Here is an 18,974-nt window from a genome sequence, read left to right as displayed (position 1 = left end):
TAATTATTTATTATTTATCAATAAATAAAGCATCTTTTTCGATAAATTTTCAAAAAGCTTGAGTTTTTTAATGAATTCCGGGCAACGAGCTTATCCCTGATTTATCTCGTTTTGATAATTCAGCAATATAATAGATAAATGAACCGGCTTTTAACTCTTTAATGCCCGCATAGGTTTTCCTGTCGTTTCCGGCTTCCCTGGCAATGTCATATTTGAGGTTCTGATAAAAAATCCTGGCTATTTCATGATTCCTTAAATAATCTCTGAATAAAATATGTCTCTGTAATTCCTCACAATCATAGCTGCACACATACAAGTGGTGAGCGGTTTTGTTCAGGATTTCATCTTCTTTTTGTCCGGTTCTTTTAAAAACTTCCCGGCCTTTTATTCCCTGGTTGCCTTTGTGGGCATATCCAAGAGTCAGAAGGCCATCTTTAATTCGTTTAAAATCAGTAGCTTCATGGTAAACAATGTCAATGTCTATGATGGGTTTCGCGGCAAGCCCCGGTACGGCTGTGCTGCCCACATGTTCAATATGGACAGGCAGCCCGCTCATTCCCTCTGATAGCTTTTCTTTGATTTTCTCAAATTGACTGACCCACTCAGCACGGTATTCAACGATAAGCATGATCCGGTTTTTTAATTCTTTTGTGTATTGCTCAGGAGTATTTTAATGCCCGCAATAATTATCCAGCTGATAATTCCTGAAACAATTATTCTGAATCCATGTAAGCCTGTGATATTGTGTTGGTTAAAAACTGCCAGTAAGCCGGCAAGAACAAGCAATAATCCATAATAACCTATCCATTCAGGAAATTGTTCACTCCGGATGATAAGTGCCGACCAGATGCTGATGGAGAGGCCAAATGCTGAAAGCAGGATGTAGTCCATGGGCTTGTTGATGTAGTAGCCATAGGTAACAACAAGGTTAACCGCATCATGCTGAGAAGCTGCCCTGGTCAGGAACAAAGGCAGGGTAAGCCCGTTGATGGTGGCGGCGATCATAGCGGCAATAAGCCCGAAACATGATATGATAAAGGCAAGGACCGAGATTCTGCTTTTGGTTAAAAGAGAGCCTGAAAGCCCCCAGAAACCAAAACCGATAAAAGGTAAACTAAAAATAGCTAATGAATGAGAGACAATAAGGATGGTCTTTATTTTAAGGATGTGTTCGATGTTTCCACCGCTCGGATGAAGGACCATAGTGGCTACCATTAGTAGTGATCCGAAGATAAGGCTTATGCCGGAGAGTTTTTTAAATGCTGTTTCCATCTTTTTTGATTTGTTAAGTATGAGCTGCAAAACTCAGACTTTTATTCCGGATGGTATCTTGATTGAAATCAAGAAACAGTCAGTAAACGGCTCTTACCCTGCTCAAAGTTTCGGGGGTGATTTTCAGGTAAGAGGCGATGTACTTTAATGGAAACTTTTGAAGTAACTGTGGCCTGTGTTCTAAAACATGGTTGTATTTTTCAGTGGGTGTCATGGCTTCGTCAAAAAACTGTGACCGTAAAGCGGGTGCCTGCATGAGTTTAGCCAACTGAAAAAAAACGGGAGAAAGCCCGATTAAATGATGAAGGGAATCGACGGTCAACTCCAGGATTTCACTGTCGCTGTAGGCTCTGAGTGTATCAACGGACGGTTTTTGGGAAATGAAACTTGTGTAATTTAAAAACCACTCGTTTTCAATATGCAAGTCAATGATGTTTTCATCGATATCATGCATCCTGTATTGATAGAATGCTCCTGATACGGTGAAGTAAACCGAACGGCAGACCTGCCCCGCCTCCAGTAGTATTTCATTCTTTTTTATTGTCCTTGGGATACAATGTTTATGTATCAAATTTAATTCTTCCTCAGAAAATCTCCCTATTTTCTCTAAAACCTGGTTAATCATTTTTGTGTATTCATATAGCCGATCGTCATTGACTGTCAACTTTAAATATAGGTAATTGATCAAGTTTAACCAAATGATGGGTGTTCGTGGCAAAAAAAAAGACGGTGCCTTGGGTCATAACAGTAAATTTTGATTACTATTATTTCACCCGGCAGTCTTCAGTATCTGCGGGTTATCTTTTCTTGCTTACAAATCTGGAATGAGGCTGGCTGCTCTTGCCATACAGCCTGGAGTCGCGACATTCTACAATTCTTTTGATCTCATCTTTCGTGAATTTTCGGACCCTGGTTGATTTGCGACCTGGTAAAAAATGTAGAACCTTCAAAATCAGGACAACGATCTTTTCGTATAAGGAGTATTTTCTGGTACCTTGTGGATAGCCCGGGTTAAGTGTGTTGTAGTATGTCATGGCTTTTAAGATTTAAAAGAATAGAGAAATTGTATTTATGGCTACATTAATCTAATAAAATCTTGTTCCTAAGGTATTTGTGTGTATTTTCTGAGGAAAACCGGGTAATGCATGTTGCCATCACACAGGACTGATGTTAAAAATACACAGTGGGGTGTCCGGAGAAAGGCTTGGTGCATTACAGGTGTTGTTGTTAACTCCGTCAAATTTTCTCTAAATTGCAGCCTGGCTTTTAAAGGGTAAGACGAACGGAATGGATAAGATAACAACTATTTTCAACAAGCTTAAACAAAGCATTTCCGGAAGGATACTGATTCATGTTTTGTTTTGGGTTATCATTGGCGGCTGGTTTTTTTTCGATTATTTTACGGTCAATCTTTTCGCTTTTGACGCTACCAGCTTGCCTTTACTGGGTAATTTCGCCTTTATCATTGTTTGTTTTTATGCACTCTCTATCAGTCTTAAGAAAAGTTTTCCGAACCGGTTCTATATTTTCTTTATTGCGTTTATCATCACTTTTATAGCCAGTGAGTATTTTATCCATTATTATTTCCTGTTTATCAGGTACTACAGGACTCCGGACAAAAATGCCACTGATTTTATATCGCTTCTGCAGACGGACGACAACGTATGGTGGAAAGTTTTTTTTGACAGAAAAGTGATCTACAGAACGATGTCGTTTCATTTCTTCTATCTGATCATCCCTTTTTCGATTTACAGTATTTATACATTATTAGGCTATGTAAGAAATAACGCCAGGCTGGAAAAAGAGAATTTACAGCTGGAACTGAATTTTCTCAGGTCTCAGGTTAACCCACATTTTCTTTTTAATACCCTCAATAACATTACTTCAATGGCTGTGGATACTGATGAGCGTGTAGCCAATGCCATCGTCAAGTTGTCGGACCTGATGAGGTACACACTGTATGAGTCGAACCAGGAAAAGATTGCTTTGAGCAGGGAGATCACTTTCTTAAATGATTATATAGAGCTGGAGCGGATCAGGTTGACGAAAAGGGCTTCTGTTGAATTTGAGAAAAATACCGAAGGGCATGGTTTGCGGATTCCGCCTCTTATTTTGCTGACTTTTGTTGAAAATGCCTTCAAACACAGCATTCACTCTACTACAGAGGCGGCCTGGGTTAAGATAAACCTTTCGGTGGAAAAAGATACGCTTTCATTTGTGGTCGAAAACAGTTTGCCGAAAAATGCAGTGATTACCAGCCTGAACAAAGCTGGCGGCATAGGGCTGGAAAATGCAAAAAAAAGACTGGAACTTTACTATCATAAAAAATATACGCTCGATATCCTCGTGACAGAGGCTGTTTATCTTGTACAACTCAAAATAACCTTAAACCGTGACCAGTCAGCTTAAAGTACTTATTGTTGAAGACGAACCTTTGGCCCAGGACCTTATCCGGAAATACATCAGCAGGATACCTGACGTGGTGCTGAGCGGGGTGTGTGAAAACGCCATTGATAGTTTTACTTTTATTAAAAACGAAAAGCCGGATATTGTTTTTCTGGATATAAATATGCCCGAAATGACTGGAATGGAGTTGCTGAGTGCTTTGGGAATTCACAAACCTGCTATCATAATTACTACCGGCTATCCGGATTTTGCAGTAGACAGCTATTCTTTCGATGTGGTTGATTACCTTTTAAAACCTATTCCGTTTGACCGTTTGCTGAGATCTGTAGAGAAAGTAAGAGAACGCCGGGCACTGCAAACAACTCAGGCTGCTAGGGAAGAAACCGGGTTTACCTATCTGAAGATCGGCAAGGCGAATGTGAAAGTCAGGTTTGATGAGATTATCCTGGTAGAAGGCATGAAAGATTATCTCAAAGTGCATACCGCAGACGAGGTTTATGTGGTGCACCAGACGATGAAAAGTATGGAAAGTCTGCTTCCGGTGAGTAGTTTTATCAGGATCAATAGGTCATTTATTATACATATTGATTCTGTCAGGGTAGTTGAAGGTAATCAGATAGATCTGGTAAACAAGCGGAAAGTGGACATAGGGGTTACCTACCGTGATGCTGTATTCAGCAGGCTTCAGATTGTCAATTAGTCGAACCGGAAGCGGGCATTGGTCGAAATAATTTCTGCAAAAAAGCGGGCGGTTTTATCATTGATGAAAAATTACAACAATGATAAAAACGGACAATGTTCAACTTTTTAAAATCTATAAATGGGTCGTACTTTTTGCACTGATTTTTATCAGTTTCCGGGTTTTCAGCCAGACAGTGACCCCGGCAGGAAATGGCAGGTTCCTGGTAAAAGGTAAAGTGATCGAAAATGCAGGTGTTGAAGCCTCTTATGCCACTATTTCGTTGTTATCAGCCAAAGATTCAAGTATTGTCAAAGGAGCTGTTACAGACGATAAAGGGTTTTTTCTCCTGGAAAATATCAGCGGGGGAGAGTATCTTCTCAATATCCAGTATGTCGGGTTTCAGAAAAAATGGCTGCCGGTTTTTGTATTGAATGAAACTTCACCGCAAAAGGACTTTGGGACTATCGCACTGAATGAAAAGATAGAAAACCTGTCGGAGGTAGTGGTCAAAGCCAACAGGAGCCTGGTTGAAAACAAGGGAGATCGTATGGTGCTGAACGTCGAAAATAGTGTGATAGCCAAAGGAAATAAGGTAGAAGATCTGCTGAAATATGCCCCGATGGTTTCTTCTACACCCATGGGCATAAAAGTGGGAAATAAGAGCAACGTCCTGATCCTTGTGGATGGCCGCCAGACGAGCCAGGGATCCCTGACCAACTTTCTGCAGACTTTTTCTGCAGAGGATATCCTGAAAATAGAAGTCATTACGAATCCATCTGCCAGGTATGATGCCAGTTTCGGGGCGGTCATTAATATTATTACAAAAAAGAGTCTCGAAAGAGGAGTAAACGGCAGAACCAGCATCATTTATTCACAGGGGAAATACGGTAAGTTTTATCCGGACGCCACCCTTAATTTCAGGTCTGAAAAATGGAATCTCTTCACGTCTTTGAGCGGAACCCTTGAGAACGTAGGGTCTGATGGGGTTCACCTTCGTAAATATGCAGAAGGTTTTATGGATAGCCGGTCTTTCACCAATTTTAAAACAGATGGTTTTTCTTCTTTTAACGGCGTTGATTTTTCGCCAAATAAGAACAACACGCTGGGTGTCAGGGTCAATACGGGTTTAAAGAAAAGCAACTACACAACAGCTATGACGACGGCATTTAAAAGATATCCGGCGATACTGGATTCTTTGCTCTACACAGACAGGGTGGCCAAAGATAAAACCCAAAACTATGACGTCAATTTTAATTATACGGGGAAGCTTGACAGTGCCGGAAAAGAACTGTCTTTTAACATTACCCAAAGTTTTTTTGACAAGGCCAACACCCAATTTCTGCAATACAGGTATCAGAATGTAGCAGGAGAATGGGATGGGGATCCGACCAGAGCGAGAATCCGCAACCCTAAGAATGAAGGAGGCCTGGTTGCACAGACAGACCTGACACTCCCTGTTAAAAACGGCCGCTGGGAGTCGGGGCTGAGGTTTGCGACCGTCAGCAATAACAATACGCTTGATCAGGAAAATGAAACTACGGACGGGAATTATGTGATTGATTCTTCGTTCAGCAATTCGGGACTGTATAAGGAGTTTTCATATGCCGCCTATGTGGCATATTCCACGAAATTCTCAAAAGGATGGTCGTTAAATACCGGACTGCGTTATGAAAGGACCCGTCAGGAGCTGGCAAGCTCAGACCTGGAAAGAACTTATTCGGGATTGTTTCCGAGTCTCGGGCTGAACAAAGAACTGAAAAACGGAAATAATTTCAGTATTTCTTACTCCCGTAAAATATCAAGGCCTTCTCTGATGTCCCTGGTGCCCTACAGGTTTCAGTCCGATCCCTATTTAATTTCGGTGGGTAACCCGCTTTTGAAGCCGTCTTTTGCCCATACCCTGGATGCTTATTTTACCGTAAAAGGCCTGACGGTATTCGCCAATTATACCAGCACCCGTGATGATATTTTTAATACGGTTCTTTTTGACGAAACTACCAAGGTATACACAGATTTTGCAGATAACCTGGAAAATTCATACGCCGCCTATGCAGGTCTTTCGTGGGGAAAACAGTTGTTTAAATGGTGGTACACCAGTTGTTACCTGGCCCTCAATGCCTCTCAGATAAAGTCACCCGTAGGAACTGTTTCAGAAATCAGACGCAACGGTTATGGGGCTAATTCATATAGCAACAGCATTTTCTCATTGCCTAAGGGGTATAAATTTGAATTGCTCCTGGTCTATAACTCCCCTTCCAGCTATGCTATTCAAAAGAGCAGGCAGGTGTTTTTTGCCTGGATTGGGGTAAACAAGACGGTATTCAAAGAGGGGAATATCAAGTTGTCTCTTCAAGATGTTTTCAGAAGCCAGGTTTACCGATACATCACTTCGTATGGCTCTGTATACTCAAGCTACCAGAGTTATTCTGATAACCAGCGTATCCGACTGGCATTTTCTTACAATTTTGGTAAGAAAACCGTGAAGCAGGCAAAAAACAGGAGCCTTGGCAACGAAGCAGAAAAAAACCGGATGGGAGGAGAAGTAAGGTAACTCCGGAGGCTGACAAAAAAAATCTCTCTGCCTGGTGACAAGCAGAGAGATGGATCAGGTTAATCACAGGTTATTTGGGAACTACAGTAACAATCAGTCGTTTATATCTTGTCAGAGCGGGGGTGCCTTTATCTGTTACTTTCAATATAAAATGGACGGTTTTCGGGGAGTCAACTTCAGGAGCGGTAAAGGGTACCCGGTACATATTGGCCGCATAAGGCCTGAAACTGATGTTGCCGTTATACGTGCCTGCCTCGCGGTATTGAAACCACACGTAACTCAAGGCATCACCATCAGGGTCGGTAGTGCCGTTGGCGTTTAGGAAAAACTGCTCTCCTGATTTGATGGTGATTTTGTCGGTATGATTAAAGCGGGGCACCGGCGGGTGATTGGCTTCGCTGAAGTTTTTAAAAGTCCAGTCCATTCTGGCCGCAAAATCATTCTGAAATTCTTCTCTCCAGCGATACAGGGTCTCGAAATTCCCGGTATAGGATTTTTTGGTGGCGGCTATGTAAATGGAATCGCTGGTGTTAGTCCAGATCGGCCTGGTTTCGGGATATTCCTTATGGGTTATTTTCAGAATTCTTTCTGCATGGGTATCTTCAAATTCCGGGATTTTGAGCTCGTATCTTCCGCCCCAGCCTCCGTAATCAGGCCGCTCAGGCTCATTGAGTCCGTTGGGGATAAGCCCCAGGAAAGTAGGGGTGTCGCCCTCTACACCATAAGCCACGTCCGGATACATGGTGCCCAGTACGCTGTGCTTCTGCTGGATATTCTGGGTCAGCCAGTCGTTTGAAATGACTACGTTGTTGGCTCCTTCAGTGACCATGTTGATGCCTCTCCAGGTGGCTTTCGGGTACAGGTAGCCTGGTGTGACGATATAGAAAATGCCGGGGAAGTTTTTCCTGATCCACGGGCCTGAGTCATCCTGGTCGGAGATGGTGTACACCCTCAGTTTTTTATATAATTTCGCTGCGTGGTCGGCCGGTTTGGTTTTCTGGATTTTAAACAGAGCCTGGGCCAGGCAGTTGGCTCCGCCCCATACGCAAACCCACAAGGGGCGGGCATCCGGTTTTTCGAGCACCCTGATGATCCAGTCAGAACCTTCCGAGTCTTTTCCTTCTCCCACACCATCCATTCCATATTTCGGGAGTCCTTTTTTGACCTTGCTTCTCAGTTCTTCTGCTGTAGGGTAGCCTTTTTCATGTTTCAGAAGATTAGGCTGTACTTTGGCATAGGCGTCGAGCATCGGGTAGATGCTTTCAACGGCTACCCAGTTTCTCTGGTGAACAGAAGTCGTTGCAATCAGTCCTTCAGTATCCCATTGGTTGGCATAAGTCAGGAACCGCACCAGTGACTGAGAGTCATCCGGATCGGCTTCTATGTCTGTAAGGACCAGCACCCTGGATTTGGCAGCTTGCTGCGAAAAGCCGTTGACGTATGATAACAACAGAAGTAAAAAGAAAGAAAAGATCGTTTTCATGATAAGATTAAGGTTTACTGTTTAGCTGAATCATCATTATTTAATTTCTAAAATTACCCTTTGGTACCGGATCAGTTCCGGAGTACCGTTGTCTTTCCCTTCAACGATGATATGAAAGGTATCACCGGCTTTGGCATTCGCAGGCAGGGTAACCGAGGCTGTTGGATTCTGAACGGGCTCTATTTTTACTTTTTCAGAAGAATTTCCTGCTTCTGCATACTGCCAGAAAGTAAAAGCCACTTTATTGCCGTCGGGGTCTTTAGCGGAGGCTTTGATCTGAATGGTTTCGCTGGGCTTTGCTTTCCTGATGTTCCCTCCTTCTACCATGATTTTGGGAGCATGGTTGGCTTCTTTATAAGGTTTTATGCACCAGTCGGCACGTGCTGCAAAATCGAGCTGCAGGGCGTCTATCCAGCGGGTCTGAGGGAAGGAGGCGTCCTGTTTTTTGGTGAAATGGTTAAAATCAGTCAATGTCCTGGCATCTTCCCAGCGGTATGGATTGGTGGGAGACTGAACCATTCTTCCGCCCCAGCCACCGTATTCCGGGTTGTCGCGGTTCATCAGACCTACGTCAAGCAGCTGGAAATATGCCGGGGAGTCGCCTTCGGAAATAAAATCATAAGGTGTCATTTTAGCCTTCTCCATTTCTTCCCTGGTGCCGTGATTATGCTCGGGATCCCCGTTGATTTTCTGTCCGTCGCCCCAGGAGTAATACATGGCCAGTAAAGGGCCGTGGTTTTGAATGATGTTTTTAGCCATAAACTCTCCCCTTAAATAGGGCTGAAGTTCCGCCGGAACCACCCGCGTCCAGGGGTAGGCGAGGCACCAGAACTGGTTGGAGTTATAAAATACCCTTACTTTGGGCCAGTTAGGGGCTATGTATTTTTTGTAAGTGGCATCCTGGTCCAGAACGGTGTAGATAATGGCTTTTTTAGATACTTTTTCGTAAATCTTATCCCAGTTGCTTTTTCCTTTGTATTCTTCTTCAATGGATTTCAGGGCCCTGGCCACCGTGTTTGTGCCGCCCCAGATCTGCAGGTACACCGGCTGAGGGTTTTCATCGAGTAATACTTTTTTGATCCACTCTGATCCGTCGGTTACTTTTTCCATTTCGCCTTCAAAATCTATATTGCCGACCTTGACCAGCTTTTTTAACTCTGCGGCAGTGGGATATCCTTCTGCATGCAGGGCAAGATTCGGCTGTACTTTTTTATACTCATCCAGGATTTCCTCCATCCAGTTGGTGCCTGACCACCTCAGTTCGGTCCTTTCTCCGTATCGTTTGGCAGTTGACTCCAGTTCAGAAGTGAATTTAGTGCCTTTGAGGTTTCCTTTGTAGTGCCATTGCGAACTGCTGTAGATAAGTCCTTCCAGTTTGAATTCATTGGTATACAACAGCATCCTGATAAAGGAGTCCACATCGTCAATCTCTCCGTCGGTAGTGACGATCGTTCTGGCTTTAACGGGAGCGGGCTGGGCCAATGTCTCCCAGCCATTCAGAAGCAGGAAGGATACTGAGAACAGGATAACTTTCGCTTTTATTTTCATTTTGTATTCTTTTTATCTGATTCCAAGAAGAAGTTTAATTTAATTAGGTTTGCGAAAGTAAAAAGAATAAAATTGCTTTCAAAAATTTTCTTTTATTTATTTTTATTTTCTATTTCTTTCTTTTACTTTTGTTTTGTTGCTTTTTGAAAGGATTTGCAAAAAGAAAGAAAGCGACAGATAATCAACCTTAAAAGAAATAAGCAGACATGAAGAAGTTTAAAAGCGGGAAACTGATTTTAGTGTTGATGGTGCTTTTGCCGGGTTTTTATGATTCATATGCCCAGAGGGGCAGAACCACTGTTCTTTCTCCTGAAGTTTTACCGGACAATTCCGTCATTTTTCGCCTGAAAGCCCCCGGGGCCAAAACCGTGGAGGTGTATGGTTCATGGCCGTCAGAATTTAAGAGCAAAATTCCGATGACAGAGAAAGACTCGAGTTTGTTCGAGGTAAAAATCGGGCCGCTTCCCGGTAATATGTATGAATATGAATTTTTGCTGAACGGAGTGAATATCCTTGATCCTCAGAATAAGGTGGTTACCCGCGACGGACCTTACATTATGAATCGTCTGATGGTGCCTGGTGGTCAGGCCGATGTATATGAAGTAAATCCTGTTCCGCATGGTCGACTGACAGCTGTCTGGTATCCTTCGCCGACGATCGGGACTGAACGCCGGATGATGGTGTATACGCCTCCCGGATATGAAAAAAATACGCAGAAATACCCTGTTATGTATCTTCTTCATGGTGCAGGCGGGGATGAGGATGTGTGGGTAAGCCGCGGGCGGGCGAATTACATCCTGGATAACCTGATTGCTTCCGGCAAGGCCGTGCCGATGATTGTCGTGATTACCAATGGTGTGCCGGATAATGCCGGAGCTCCGCTTGACCGTCACAATGTGGTAAGGAAAACAGTAGATACCGGGGGCTTTGAAAGCATGCTGAAAGGTAAATTTGAAGAAAGCCTGATCAAAGATATCATACCTTATGTAGAGCAGAATTACAGGGTGATTGCCGATCCGGCTCATCGGGCCATTACCGGGTTTTCAATGGGTGGGTTTCATACCCAGATGATTACCAACGCCAATCCGGGTAAATTCGATTACATCGGGGTCATGAGTATGGGACTTTTTAACGGCCCCAATCTGCCCGATTATAACAAGGAATCTCACATCAGGCAATTGAACGCACTGAAAGCGAGCAAGCCGAAAGTTTATTGGGTCGCTATCGGTACGGAAGATTTTTTATATGGCACTGCTGTAAAACTCAGGGCTTTGTATGATGAAATAGGCTTCCCGTATACTTACCGGGAAACGGGCGGACGCCATGACTGGAACGACTGGAGGCTCTACCTTTCTGAATTTACACCGATGCTTTTCAGGTAAGCAGGCTGATTGCCCCGGTAGCTGGTTAATTTGTCATGAGGAAAATTAACGCAAACAAATTCTTTTTAATACCTTCGTTTTGTTTGTGTTTGTTTTCAATTACTTTTTTATTAAAAGCATCATGTTACCCAATCAGAGAAGAGATAAAATATTAGAGTTGTTAAAAGAAGACGGTTCGGCTAAGGTGGTGGACCTGGCGAGGCTTTTTAAAGTCACAGAAGTCACCATCCGGCAGGACCTGGAAAAGTTGGAAACAGAAGGCTTTATCATCAAAGAACACGGAGGAGCTTTTCTGAAAAACGTGGAAGACCAAGTCAGGAGTTTCTCGCTGGTGCACCAGGAAAACCTGGATAAAAAAGCGGTAATAGCCCAGAAGTGTCTTGAGTTCATTGAAAGTGGTGACACGATCATCCTGGATTCAGGATCGACGACCACGGAGATCGCCAAAAAGCTAAAAGGCCTAAAAGACCTGACGGTGATCACCAATGCCCTGAACATTGCCTTGCTGCTGGGTACGGAACCCGGTATCGAAGTGATCATGACCGGTGGGGAGTTTAAGCCGCCTACACTTTCGCTGACCGGACAAAAGGCCGCAGATTTTTTCAAGGGGCTCAATGTTCAGAAACTGTTCCTGGCTACTGCCGGCATCTCGCTGAAATCAGGCCTGACTTACCCGTCCATCAGCGATCTGGTCGTGAAAAAAGCGATGATTGATTCTGCTGATGTGACTTACCTGGTGGCCGACAGTACCAAAATAGGCAAAAGTGCACTGGCCAGTTTGGGGGCTTTGTCCCTGATTGACTACATCATCACAGATGCGGGCATCGAAGAAAAGCATAAAGAGGTTTTCAAGGACAATGAAATCGAGGTGATCGTAGCCCTATGAAAAACCAGGACCTGACTGAGAAGATGGCTTTCATCGCTGAAATCGAAAAGCTGAAGATTGTCTACCGTCAAAACGGGGTTTTCGATAAAAGCAGGTCTGAAAACAGTGCGGAGCATTCCTGGCACGTCACCCTGATGGCTGTTTTGCTTCTGGATCATGCCTCATTGCCTGACCTTGATATATTGAGGGTTATTAAAATGTTGCTTATTCACGACATCGTGGAAATAGACGCCGGGGATACTTTTCTGTATGATGAAGAAGGAAAAAACCTCGCTGCTGAAAAAGAAAAGTTATCGGCAGTCAGGATATTCGGTCTTCTGCCGAAAAAGTATAATGAAGAATTTATCGGGCTCTGGAGAGAGTTTGAAGAAAGGCAAAGTCCGGAAGCCCGGTATGCAGCGAGTATTGATGCGATACAACCTTTATTGAATCACCTCATTACGGCTGAGAAAGACTCCAACCCGTATCAGATGACCAGGGCTAAGGTATTGGACAAAAAGGCATTTATTCAGGAAGTTTCAGAGGAGTTGTGGGAACTGACCAGGGACCTCATCGAAAAAAGTGTTGAAAACGGCTTGTACAGCAGAGACTAAAAAATGGGTATAAATATGAAGAATCTTACTTTGGGTGTAATTATCGGAAACCGCGATTTTTTCCCTGACAGCCTGGTAGAAAGGGCCCGCGTTGAAATTATTGAGGTATTTGCAAAACTGAATCTCACCCCTGTGCTTTTAGACAGTGTGGATACCAAACTGGGAGGTGTGGAAACCTATAAGGAAGCACAGAAGTGTGCCGAATTATTCAAAAAACACAGAGAGGAGATCGTGGGCATCCTGGTGCTACTGCCCAATTTCGGAGACGAGAAAGGAGTGGCTGATACCCTTAAACTTGCCGCACTTAATGTGCCGGTTCTTATCCAGGCTTATCCGGACGAACTGAATAAGCTGAATGTAGCCAACAGGCGTGATTCCTGGTGTGGCAAGATATCTGTTTGCAATAACCTCTATCAGTACGGAATCAAATATTCGCTGACAAGCCAGCATGTCATGAATCCTTCAGATCCGGTTTTTCACCGTGACCTGCTTGATTTTACGGCCATTTGCAGGGTGGTGAAAGGGCTGAGAAATGTCCGGATAGGAGCCGTCGGGGCACGTCCCGGAGCATTCAACACCGTGAGGTACAGTGAAAAAATACTTCAAAGAAACGGGATCACCGTTACCACGGTCGATCTGTCGGAAATCCTGGGCAAAGCCAACAAACTCACCAAAGAAGACGCTTCTGTAAAACAACACCTGGACAGCATCCTGGCTTACGCCCCGCAGGGACGAACGCCGAATGAAGCCATGATACAGATTGCCAAACTGGATGTGGTGCTGAAAGAATTCATGGAAGAATATGCCCTGGATGCTACCGCTATTCAATGCTGGACCTCGCTGCAGCAAAACTACGGCTGTAATGTGTGCACCAGCATGAGCATCATGAGCGAAAACATGCTGCCGAGTGCCTGTGAGGTCGATGTGACAGGTACTTTAACAATGTACGCCATGCAGCTGGCTTCTTATTCGCCCTCGGCTTTGGTAGACTGGAACAATAACTATGCGGACGATCCGGATAAATGTGTGTTGTTTCATTGCGGCAACTGGGCCAAGTCGTTTTTGCCCGACATCCAGATCAGCAATGCCCCGATTCTCGGAACCACCGTCGGCGTTGAAAATACCTACGGGGCTCTTGACGGCCGGACTCCGGCTATGCCGCTGACCTACGGCCGCATCAGTACAGATGATCCCAAGGGGATTATCAAAGCTTATATCGGTGAAGGAGAACTGACCAATGATGCCCTGAATACTTTTGGCAACCGGGCCGTGGCCCAGATACCGCAGCTGCAAAACCTGATGAAGCACATTTGCCGCAATGGCTTTGAACACCACGTGGTCATGAATGCTTCAAAAACGGCAGCTATCCTGGAGGAGGCTCTCGAAAATTACATGGGATGGGAAGTGTATGTGCATGAGAAATAACAGTAAAAGTATGACCATTCAGGAACTGGAACTCAAATCGGTAGAATACAGGGAGAAAATCCTCAGGTATATCTACAACGCTAAGGCCGGGCATACAGGAGGGAGTTTGTCTGTCGTTGACATTCTCAATGTCCTGTATAACCGGATCATGAATGTGTCTCCGGAAAACTTTCATCTGAACGAGCGTGACCGGTATGTCCAGAGCAAGGGGCATTGTGTGGAGGCTCTGTATGTAGTACTGGCCGACCAGGGTTTCTTTCCTGAAGAAGACCTGCTGACGCTTTGCCGTTATCAGTCCCCTTATATCGGCCACCCGACAAAAAAAATCAAAGGAGTAGAACAAAATACAGGAGGTTTGGGCCATGGTCTGGCTATTTGTGCCGGCAATGCCATTGCGGCTAAAAAAGACGGGCTGCCGCTGAAGGTTTTTACGATTATGGGTGATGGTGAGCTGGCGGAAGGCTCCAACTGGGAGGCATTTATGCTCGCTTCACATTATAAATTAGATAATCTCTGTGCCATCCTGGACTATAATAAATTACAGATTTCAGGGACCAATACCGAGGTAATGGGACTGGAGCCCATTGATAAAAAACTGGAAGCATTCGGCTGGGCCGTCAGACATGTGGACGGACACAATTTCGAAGAACTGACTTCGACGCTGGAAAGCCTGCCTTTTGAGACTGGAAAGCCCTCATTTATCATAGCCCATACCACAAAAGGCAAGGGAGTGAGTTATATGGAGAATACCCTGAAATGGCATCATGGGGTTCCGGACAAAGAACAATATGCCGCGGCCATGGAGGAGCTGGAAGGTATCAGAACTAAAATTTTGGAATGATGGCAACGGAAGTAATAAAAACAGCTGAAACAGCAAACCTTGAGGTTTTCTCAGCCACCCTGCAGGAGCTGGCGGCACATGACCGCGACATCCTGGTGGTTACGAGTGATTCACGCGGGTCCGGTAAACTCGGCCCTTTCGGCGTGAAGTTCCCTGACCAGATCATTGAAGTGGGCATTGCAGAACAAAACCTGGTGGGCGTTGCTGCCGGACTGGCAAGCATGGGTAAAAAGGCCTTCGCCGTTTCGCCGGCCTGTTTTCTGACCGCCCGCTCTTTAGAACAGATCAAAAACGATGTGGCTTATTCCGACAACCCCGTTAAACTGATCGGGATCAGTGCCGGGGTAAGTTATGGTGCCCTGGGCACTACCCATCACAGCTTGCATGATTATGCCGTATTAAGAGCCATTAACAACATAACCATTATTGCCCCGGCAGATAATTTCGAGACTGCAGAAGCCATCAGGCAAGCTGCTGAGACGGAAAGCCCTGTCTACATCCGTTTTGGGAAAAAGGGCATGCCGGATAATCTGAGCCGTCAGATTTCTGAATTCCGGATAGGTAAGGGCCGGGTAGTCAGAGAAGGGGGAGACCTGACTTTTGTGGCTACCGGTGAGGCCGTATTGCCTTGTGTGAAAGCTGCAGATTTACTCGAGCAAACTTACAATGTCAGATGCAAAGTCATCAGTATGCATACCATTAAGCCCCTGGACGAAGCCCTGTTGTTTGAAACAGCAGGCAATAATCAGCCCATCATTACTGTCGAAGAACATTCTGTCAACGGTGGCCTGGGAGAAGCGGTGGCGTCCTTCCTTTTTCAGAAAGGGTTTCGTAATTCGTTTAAAATTGTGGCCTTGCCTGATGAACATACCGTGTCTGGGTCTCAGACTGAGATTTTCGAACATTACGGTATATCGGAAAAAGGACTTGTACAAACAGCACTCAGCCTTATACAGCCATAAAAGATGAAAAAATACCTTATCCTTAACTTGTTTTTAGTGTTGTTCTGCCGGATTTCCCTGGCACAGAAACCTCGTGTGTTTGTGTTGACCGATATTGAAAACGAGCCCGATGATGCCATGTCGTACGTCCGTTTTCTGACCTATGCCAACCAGTTTGACACCGAGGGTATTGTAGCCACTACTTCCTGCTGGCAGCGGACGAAAACAGCTGAATGGCGTTTGCACGATATCACAGAGGCCTACGGCAAAGTGCGGGATAATCTTGAAATACACGAAGGAGGGTATCCGACAGAGAAATTCATTCATTCTATTATAAAAAAAGGATTGCCGGTGTTCGGAAAAGAGGGCTTGGGCGAAGGGAAAGACTCGGAAGGGTCTGAATGGCTGATCCAAAGCATGCTTAAAAACGATACCCGGCCTTTGTATATCCAGGCCTGGGGAGGGACGAATGTATTGGCACAAGCCCTTTGGAAACTGAGGCGAACCATAAAAGAAAGTGAGCTTGCCCGGGTAATTACGAGGTTGCGGGTTTACACCATTTCCGATCAGGATGACACAGGCCCCTGGATCCGTAAAAATTTCCCTGGTTTGTTTTATGTGGTGAGCCCGGGTTTTGAAGAAAACGGAGGTGGGCAGTATCATTATGCCACCTGGTCGGGTATTTCGGGTGATATTTACCACGGACGCTTTTCAGGAGCCGATACCAGTATTGTGAGAAATAAATCCCTGGATCAGCATGTCCGGCAGAATCACGGGGCGTTGGGTGATAAGTACCCTAAAATAGATTTTCTGATGGAAGGTGACAGCCCTGCGTTCTTGGGGCTTATCAACAATGGTTTAAACGACCCTGAACACCCGGATTATGGCAGCTGGGGCGGACGTTATGAACTATATATTCCACCCTTCAGGAAATACATGTATGAACCGGAAACCCGCCCGATCTGGACAGATACACAGGACGAGGTCTATAGCGATATCACCAAAAGCTATCATACCAGTAACCACGCTACGATATGGCGTTGGAGAAAAGCGTTTCAGCATGATTTTTTTGCCCGGATGGATTGGTGTGTGGCCAAAAAGTATTCGGAAGCTAATCACCCGCCAAAAGTCAGCCTAAACCACCCTAACGAGATAACCGCAAAATCGGGTGAGGAAGTAGTACTTTCCGGTCTTGGCACGGATCCCGACAATAACACACTTCAGTATAGCTGGATGCATTATAAAGAACCGGGAAGTTTGGCTGCCAGCAGGTTTGTCCTCAAAAATTCGGTTGACAAAGAGGTGAAATTTACGGCACCGCCGGTAACTGAAGCTAGAACGATGCATTTTATTTTAGAAGTAAGCGATAATGGTACCCCCAGCCTTACCCGGTACCAGCGGGTCATTGTAAATGTAATCCCAAAGTGATGATGTGTATGAAAAAAATAGCCAGTCTTTTATGCCTGATTGTGTCATTTTGTTTTTCATGTCAGAACAAAACCGGCACAGAAAAACCTAAAGTGGCGGTGGTGATTTCGACCCTGAACAACCCCTGGTTTGTGGTGCTGGCAGAGTCGGCCGTCAAAGATGCCGAAGCTTTGGGTTATGAAGCCAAGATCTTTGATTCCCAGAACAACCCGGCCACAGAATCGGACAACTTTGAAAACCTCATATCCTCAGGTTTTGATGCCATCCTCTTTAATCCTACCGATGCGGATGGCTCTGTAGTAAATATTTTAAAAGCCAAGGAGGCAGGAATTCCGGTTTTTTGTATGGACAGGGAAGTCAATGCGGATGATGCAGCCACAAGCCAGATACTTTCTGATAATTATGCCGGGTGTGTCTCCATAGGAATATCCTTTGTCAGGGCATTGAAAGAAAAAGGAAATTATGTGGAAATCATTGGGCTGGTGGGTGATAATAATACCTGGGCCAGGTCAGGAGGGTTCCACTCGGTGGTGGATAAGTTTCCCGGTTTGAAAATGGTGGCCCAGCAAAGCGGCGACTTCGACAGGAACAAAGCCATGGAAGTGCTGGAAACCCTGATGCAGGCCCATCCCGACATCGACGCTGTTTTTTGTGGCAATGATGCGATGGCCATGGGAGCATACCAGGCCCTGCAGGCGGCAGGCAAAGCGGATAAAGTGAAAGTGTTCGGATTTGACGGAGCATCTGATGTCATCGAAAAAATCAGGGAAAAGAAGATCGTGGCCACCGGAATGCAATACCCGAAAGTGATGGCCAAAACGGCCGCTCAATATGCCCATGAGTATTTCGGGGGAAGAAGGATTTTTCCTCAAAGGGTTCCTGTGGAGGTTGAACTGGTAAACGCAGCAAATGTGAAAGACTATGAATAAAATCTACAGATATATCATTGCCGCTGTTCTGGTCTTGTTCCTGGGCTATAAGTCTATCTATTTCAAGAAACTGAGTGAGGTAAAACAGCTGGACAAATCAGGATTTGACTATGATGCTTATGCCGACACGCTGTATAACAAGGGCATTCTCAGTGAAGACATGGGTGTGGGGCTGGATGAGCTTATGTTCATGATTCAGACCAAACCCGATTCAGCATTCAGTATCTACGGAAACAGGCTGGGAATAGGGAATTCGGCCTATTTTATGGTCAAAGGCAACGGCAGGATTTCTGCTGTTCAGGACGGTAGCCTGAAGATACTCACTGAAAAAGGAGAGTCGGTTACCCTGGATAGCAAGTACATCTTCGGGAATGACCTCCGGGACGCTTCCCGGCTGGTGAAACTGACCGACTTTAAAACCAATGCGGAGTTTAACAAGGTCTCCGAGGCTTTGAATACGCTGGTCCGTGAAAAAGTGATTGCCCCGACGGTGCAGAGGCTGAGGGAAGGAGACAAAATCAGTTTTATGGGAGCCCTGAAGTTGAATAGAAAGCATCTGTCTGATATTGAATTTATGATTATACCAGCTCAAATAACCTTGCAATAG

18 protein-coding genes are annotated in these 18,974 nt (G+C 45.0%); 12 read left to right on the top strand and 6 right to left on the bottom strand.

Translation table 11 applies throughout. The features are described 5' to 3' along the window. Nucleotides 1-67: 67 nt before the first annotated feature. The 4 genes from GVN16_RS05645 to GVN16_RS05630 all read right to left on the bottom strand — a co-directional run bounded on the left by GVN16_RS05645 (nucleotide 68) and on the right by GVN16_RS05630 (nucleotide 2,306). On the bottom strand, nucleotides 68-628 hold the full coding sequence (locus GVN16_RS05645) for a GrpB family protein (RefSeq protein ID WP_166562872.1): 561 nt from the start codon (nucleotides 626-628) through the stop codon (nucleotides 68-70). 11 nt (nucleotides 629-639) lie between these two features. Beyond that, nucleotides 640-1,272, bottom strand: coding sequence for a hypothetical protein (locus tag GVN16_RS05640; protein ID WP_166562871.1), 633 nt, complete (start codon nucleotides 1,270-1,272; stop codon nucleotides 640-642). Between the two features lie 79 nt (nucleotides 1,273-1,351). Next, nucleotides 1,352-1,843 (bottom strand): Crp/Fnr family transcriptional regulator, encoded by a 492-nt coding sequence (locus tag GVN16_RS05635; protein ID WP_166562870.1) that lies wholly within the window; start codon nucleotides 1,841-1,843, stop codon nucleotides 1,352-1,354. Nucleotides 1,844-2,069: 226 nt separating this feature from the next. Next, entirely contained in the window at nucleotides 2,070-2,306 is a 237-nt protein-coding gene (locus tag GVN16_RS05630; RefSeq protein ID WP_166562869.1) for a hypothetical protein, read from the bottom strand. Nucleotides 2,307-2,559: 253 nt separating this feature from the next. Between GVN16_RS05630 and GVN16_RS05625 the strand changes: the two genes are divergently transcribed. From GVN16_RS05625 to GVN16_RS05615, 3 genes are all read left to right on the top strand, one after another. Next, nucleotides 2,560-3,681: a sensor histidine kinase gene (locus GVN16_RS05625; protein ID WP_166562868.1), complete on the top strand. Its 1,122-nt coding sequence runs from the start codon at nucleotides 2,560-2,562 to the stop codon at nucleotides 3,679-3,681. Next, nucleotides 3,665-4,378, top strand: a complete 714-nt coding sequence (locus GVN16_RS26285; protein WP_166562867.1) for a LytTR family DNA-binding domain-containing protein — start codon at nucleotides 3,665-3,667, stop codon at nucleotides 4,376-4,378. The genes GVN16_RS05625 and GVN16_RS26285 overlap by 17 nt, the downstream gene beginning before the upstream one ends. Nucleotides 4,379-4,457: 79 nt before the next feature. Continuing rightward, nucleotides 4,458-6,911 (top strand): TonB-dependent receptor domain-containing protein, encoded by a 2,454-nt coding sequence (locus tag GVN16_RS05615; protein ID WP_166562866.1) that lies wholly within the window; start codon nucleotides 4,458-4,460, stop codon nucleotides 6,909-6,911. Between the two features lie 70 nt (nucleotides 6,912-6,981). On the opposite strand, the gene GVN16_RS05610 is transcribed toward GVN16_RS05615, so the two are convergent. Both GVN16_RS05610 and GVN16_RS05605 read right to left on the bottom strand, forming a co-directional pair. Next, on the bottom strand, nucleotides 6,982-8,394 hold the full coding sequence (locus GVN16_RS05610; protein ID WP_166562865.1) for a DUF1593 domain-containing protein: 1,413 nt from the start codon (nucleotides 8,392-8,394) through the stop codon (nucleotides 6,982-6,984). A gap of 36 nt (nucleotides 8,395-8,430) precedes the next feature. After that, nucleotides 8,431-9,942 (bottom strand): DUF1593 domain-containing protein, encoded by a 1,512-nt coding sequence (locus GVN16_RS05605; protein ID WP_166562864.1) that lies wholly within the window; start codon nucleotides 9,940-9,942, stop codon nucleotides 8,431-8,433. 206 nt (nucleotides 9,943-10,148) lie between these two features. Here GVN16_RS05605 and GVN16_RS05600 point away from each other — a divergent pair, with 206 nt between their 5' ends. The 9 genes from GVN16_RS05600 (at nucleotide 10,149) to GVN16_RS05560 (ending at nucleotide 18,974) form a co-directional block, all read left to right on the top strand. Further along, nucleotides 10,149-11,324 carry an alpha/beta hydrolase-fold protein gene (locus GVN16_RS05600; RefSeq protein ID WP_166562863.1) on the top strand — a complete coding sequence of 392 codons (1,176 nt, stop codon included), beginning with the start codon at nucleotides 10,149-10,151 and terminating at the stop codon, nucleotides 11,322-11,324. A 121-nt stretch (nucleotides 11,325-11,445) separates the two neighbouring features. Next, nucleotides 11,446-12,210 carry a DeoR/GlpR family DNA-binding transcription regulator gene (locus tag GVN16_RS05595; protein ID WP_166562862.1) on the top strand — a complete coding sequence of 255 codons (765 nt, stop codon included), beginning with the start codon at nucleotides 11,446-11,448 and terminating at the stop codon, nucleotides 12,208-12,210. Then, nucleotides 12,207-12,803 (top strand): HD family hydrolase, encoded by a 597-nt coding sequence (locus GVN16_RS05590; protein ID WP_166562861.1) that lies wholly within the window; start codon nucleotides 12,207-12,209, stop codon nucleotides 12,801-12,803. Before GVN16_RS05595 ends, GVN16_RS05590 begins: the two co-directional genes overlap by 4 nt. 15 nt (nucleotides 12,804-12,818) lie before the next feature. Continuing rightward, on the top strand, nucleotides 12,819-14,228 hold the full coding sequence (locus GVN16_RS05585; RefSeq protein ID WP_166562860.1) for an L-fucose/L-arabinose isomerase family protein: 1,410 nt from the start codon (nucleotides 12,819-12,821) through the stop codon (nucleotides 14,226-14,228). Between the two features lie 10 nt (nucleotides 14,229-14,238). Further along, entirely contained in the window at nucleotides 14,239-15,069 is an 831-nt protein-coding gene (locus GVN16_RS05580; RefSeq protein ID WP_166562859.1) for a transketolase, read from the top strand. After that, entirely contained in the window at nucleotides 15,066-16,031 is a 966-nt protein-coding gene (locus GVN16_RS05575; protein WP_166562858.1) for a transketolase family protein, read from the top strand. The genes GVN16_RS05580 and GVN16_RS05575 overlap by 4 nt, the downstream gene beginning before the upstream one ends. Nucleotides 16,032-16,034: 3 nt before the next feature. Continuing rightward, entirely contained in the window at nucleotides 16,035-17,438 is a 1,404-nt protein-coding gene (locus GVN16_RS05570) for a DUF1593 domain-containing protein (RefSeq protein ID WP_166562857.1), read from the top strand. 8 nt (nucleotides 17,439-17,446) lie between these two features. Continuing rightward, nucleotides 17,447-18,367 (top strand): D-ribose ABC transporter substrate-binding protein, encoded by a 921-nt coding sequence (locus tag GVN16_RS05565; RefSeq protein ID WP_166562856.1) that lies wholly within the window; start codon nucleotides 17,447-17,449, stop codon nucleotides 18,365-18,367. Then, the gene (locus tag GVN16_RS05560) at nucleotides 18,360-18,974 is read left to right on the top strand and encodes a DUF2291 domain-containing protein (protein ID WP_166562855.1); all 615 of its coding nucleotides are present in this window, start codon (nucleotides 18,360-18,362) and stop codon (nucleotides 18,972-18,974) included. Before GVN16_RS05565 ends, GVN16_RS05560 begins: the two co-directional genes overlap by 8 nt.

It is taken from the genome of Emticicia sp. CRIBPO, from assembly GCF_009905725.1.
Taxonomy (GTDB): Bacteria; Bacteroidota; Bacteroidia; order Cytophagales; family Spirosomataceae; genus Leadbetterella.
The sequence above is the reverse complement of the archived record's forward strand: the minus strand, read 5'-3'. Positions and strand labels throughout refer to the sequence as shown.

Coding starts and splice junctions, on each gene's coding strand:
- GVN16_RS05645 (WP_166562872.1), bottom strand. CDS start 628: ATGCTTATCGTTGAATACCGTGCTGAGTGGGTCAGTCAATTTGAGAAA.
- GVN16_RS05640 (WP_166562871.1), bottom strand. CDS start 1,272: ATGGAAACAGCATTTAAAAAACTCTCCGGCATAAGCCTTATCTTCGGA.
- GVN16_RS05630 (WP_166562869.1), bottom strand. CDS start 2,306: ATGACATACTACAACACACTTAACCCGGGCTATCCACAAGGTACCAGA.
- GVN16_RS05625 (WP_166562868.1), top strand. CDS start 2,560: ATGGATAAGATAACAACTATTTTCAACAAGCTTAAACAAAGCATTTCC.
- GVN16_RS05615 (WP_166562866.1), top strand. CDS start 4,458: ATGATAAAAACGGACAATGTTCAACTTTTTAAAATCTATAAATGGGTC.
- GVN16_RS05610 (WP_166562865.1), bottom strand. CDS start 8,394: ATGAAAACGATCTTTTCTTTCTTTTTACTTCTGTTGTTATCATACGTC.
- GVN16_RS05605 (WP_166562864.1), bottom strand. CDS start 9,942: ATGAAAATAAAAGCGAAAGTTATCCTGTTCTCAGTATCCTTCCTGCTT.
- GVN16_RS05600 (WP_166562863.1), top strand. CDS start 10,149: ATGAAGAAGTTTAAAAGCGGGAAACTGATTTTAGTGTTGATGGTGCTT.
- GVN16_RS05595 (WP_166562862.1), top strand. CDS start 11,446: ATGTTACCCAATCAGAGAAGAGATAAAATATTAGAGTTGTTAAAAGAA.
- GVN16_RS05590 (WP_166562861.1), top strand. CDS start 12,207: ATGAAAAACCAGGACCTGACTGAGAAGATGGCTTTCATCGCTGAAATC.
- GVN16_RS05585 (WP_166562860.1), top strand. CDS start 12,819: ATGAAGAATCTTACTTTGGGTGTAATTATCGGAAACCGCGATTTTTTC.
- GVN16_RS05580 (WP_166562859.1), top strand. CDS start 14,239: ATGACCATTCAGGAACTGGAACTCAAATCGGTAGAATACAGGGAGAAA.
- GVN16_RS05575 (WP_166562858.1), top strand. CDS start 15,066: ATGATGGCAACGGAAGTAATAAAAACAGCTGAAACAGCAAACCTTGAG.
- GVN16_RS05570 (WP_166562857.1), top strand. CDS start 16,035: ATGAAAAAATACCTTATCCTTAACTTGTTTTTAGTGTTGTTCTGCCGG.
- GVN16_RS05565 (WP_166562856.1), top strand. CDS start 17,447: ATGAAAAAAATAGCCAGTCTTTTATGCCTGATTGTGTCATTTTGTTTT.
- GVN16_RS05560 (WP_166562855.1), top strand. CDS start 18,360: ATGAATAAAATCTACAGATATATCATTGCCGCTGTTCTGGTCTTGTTC.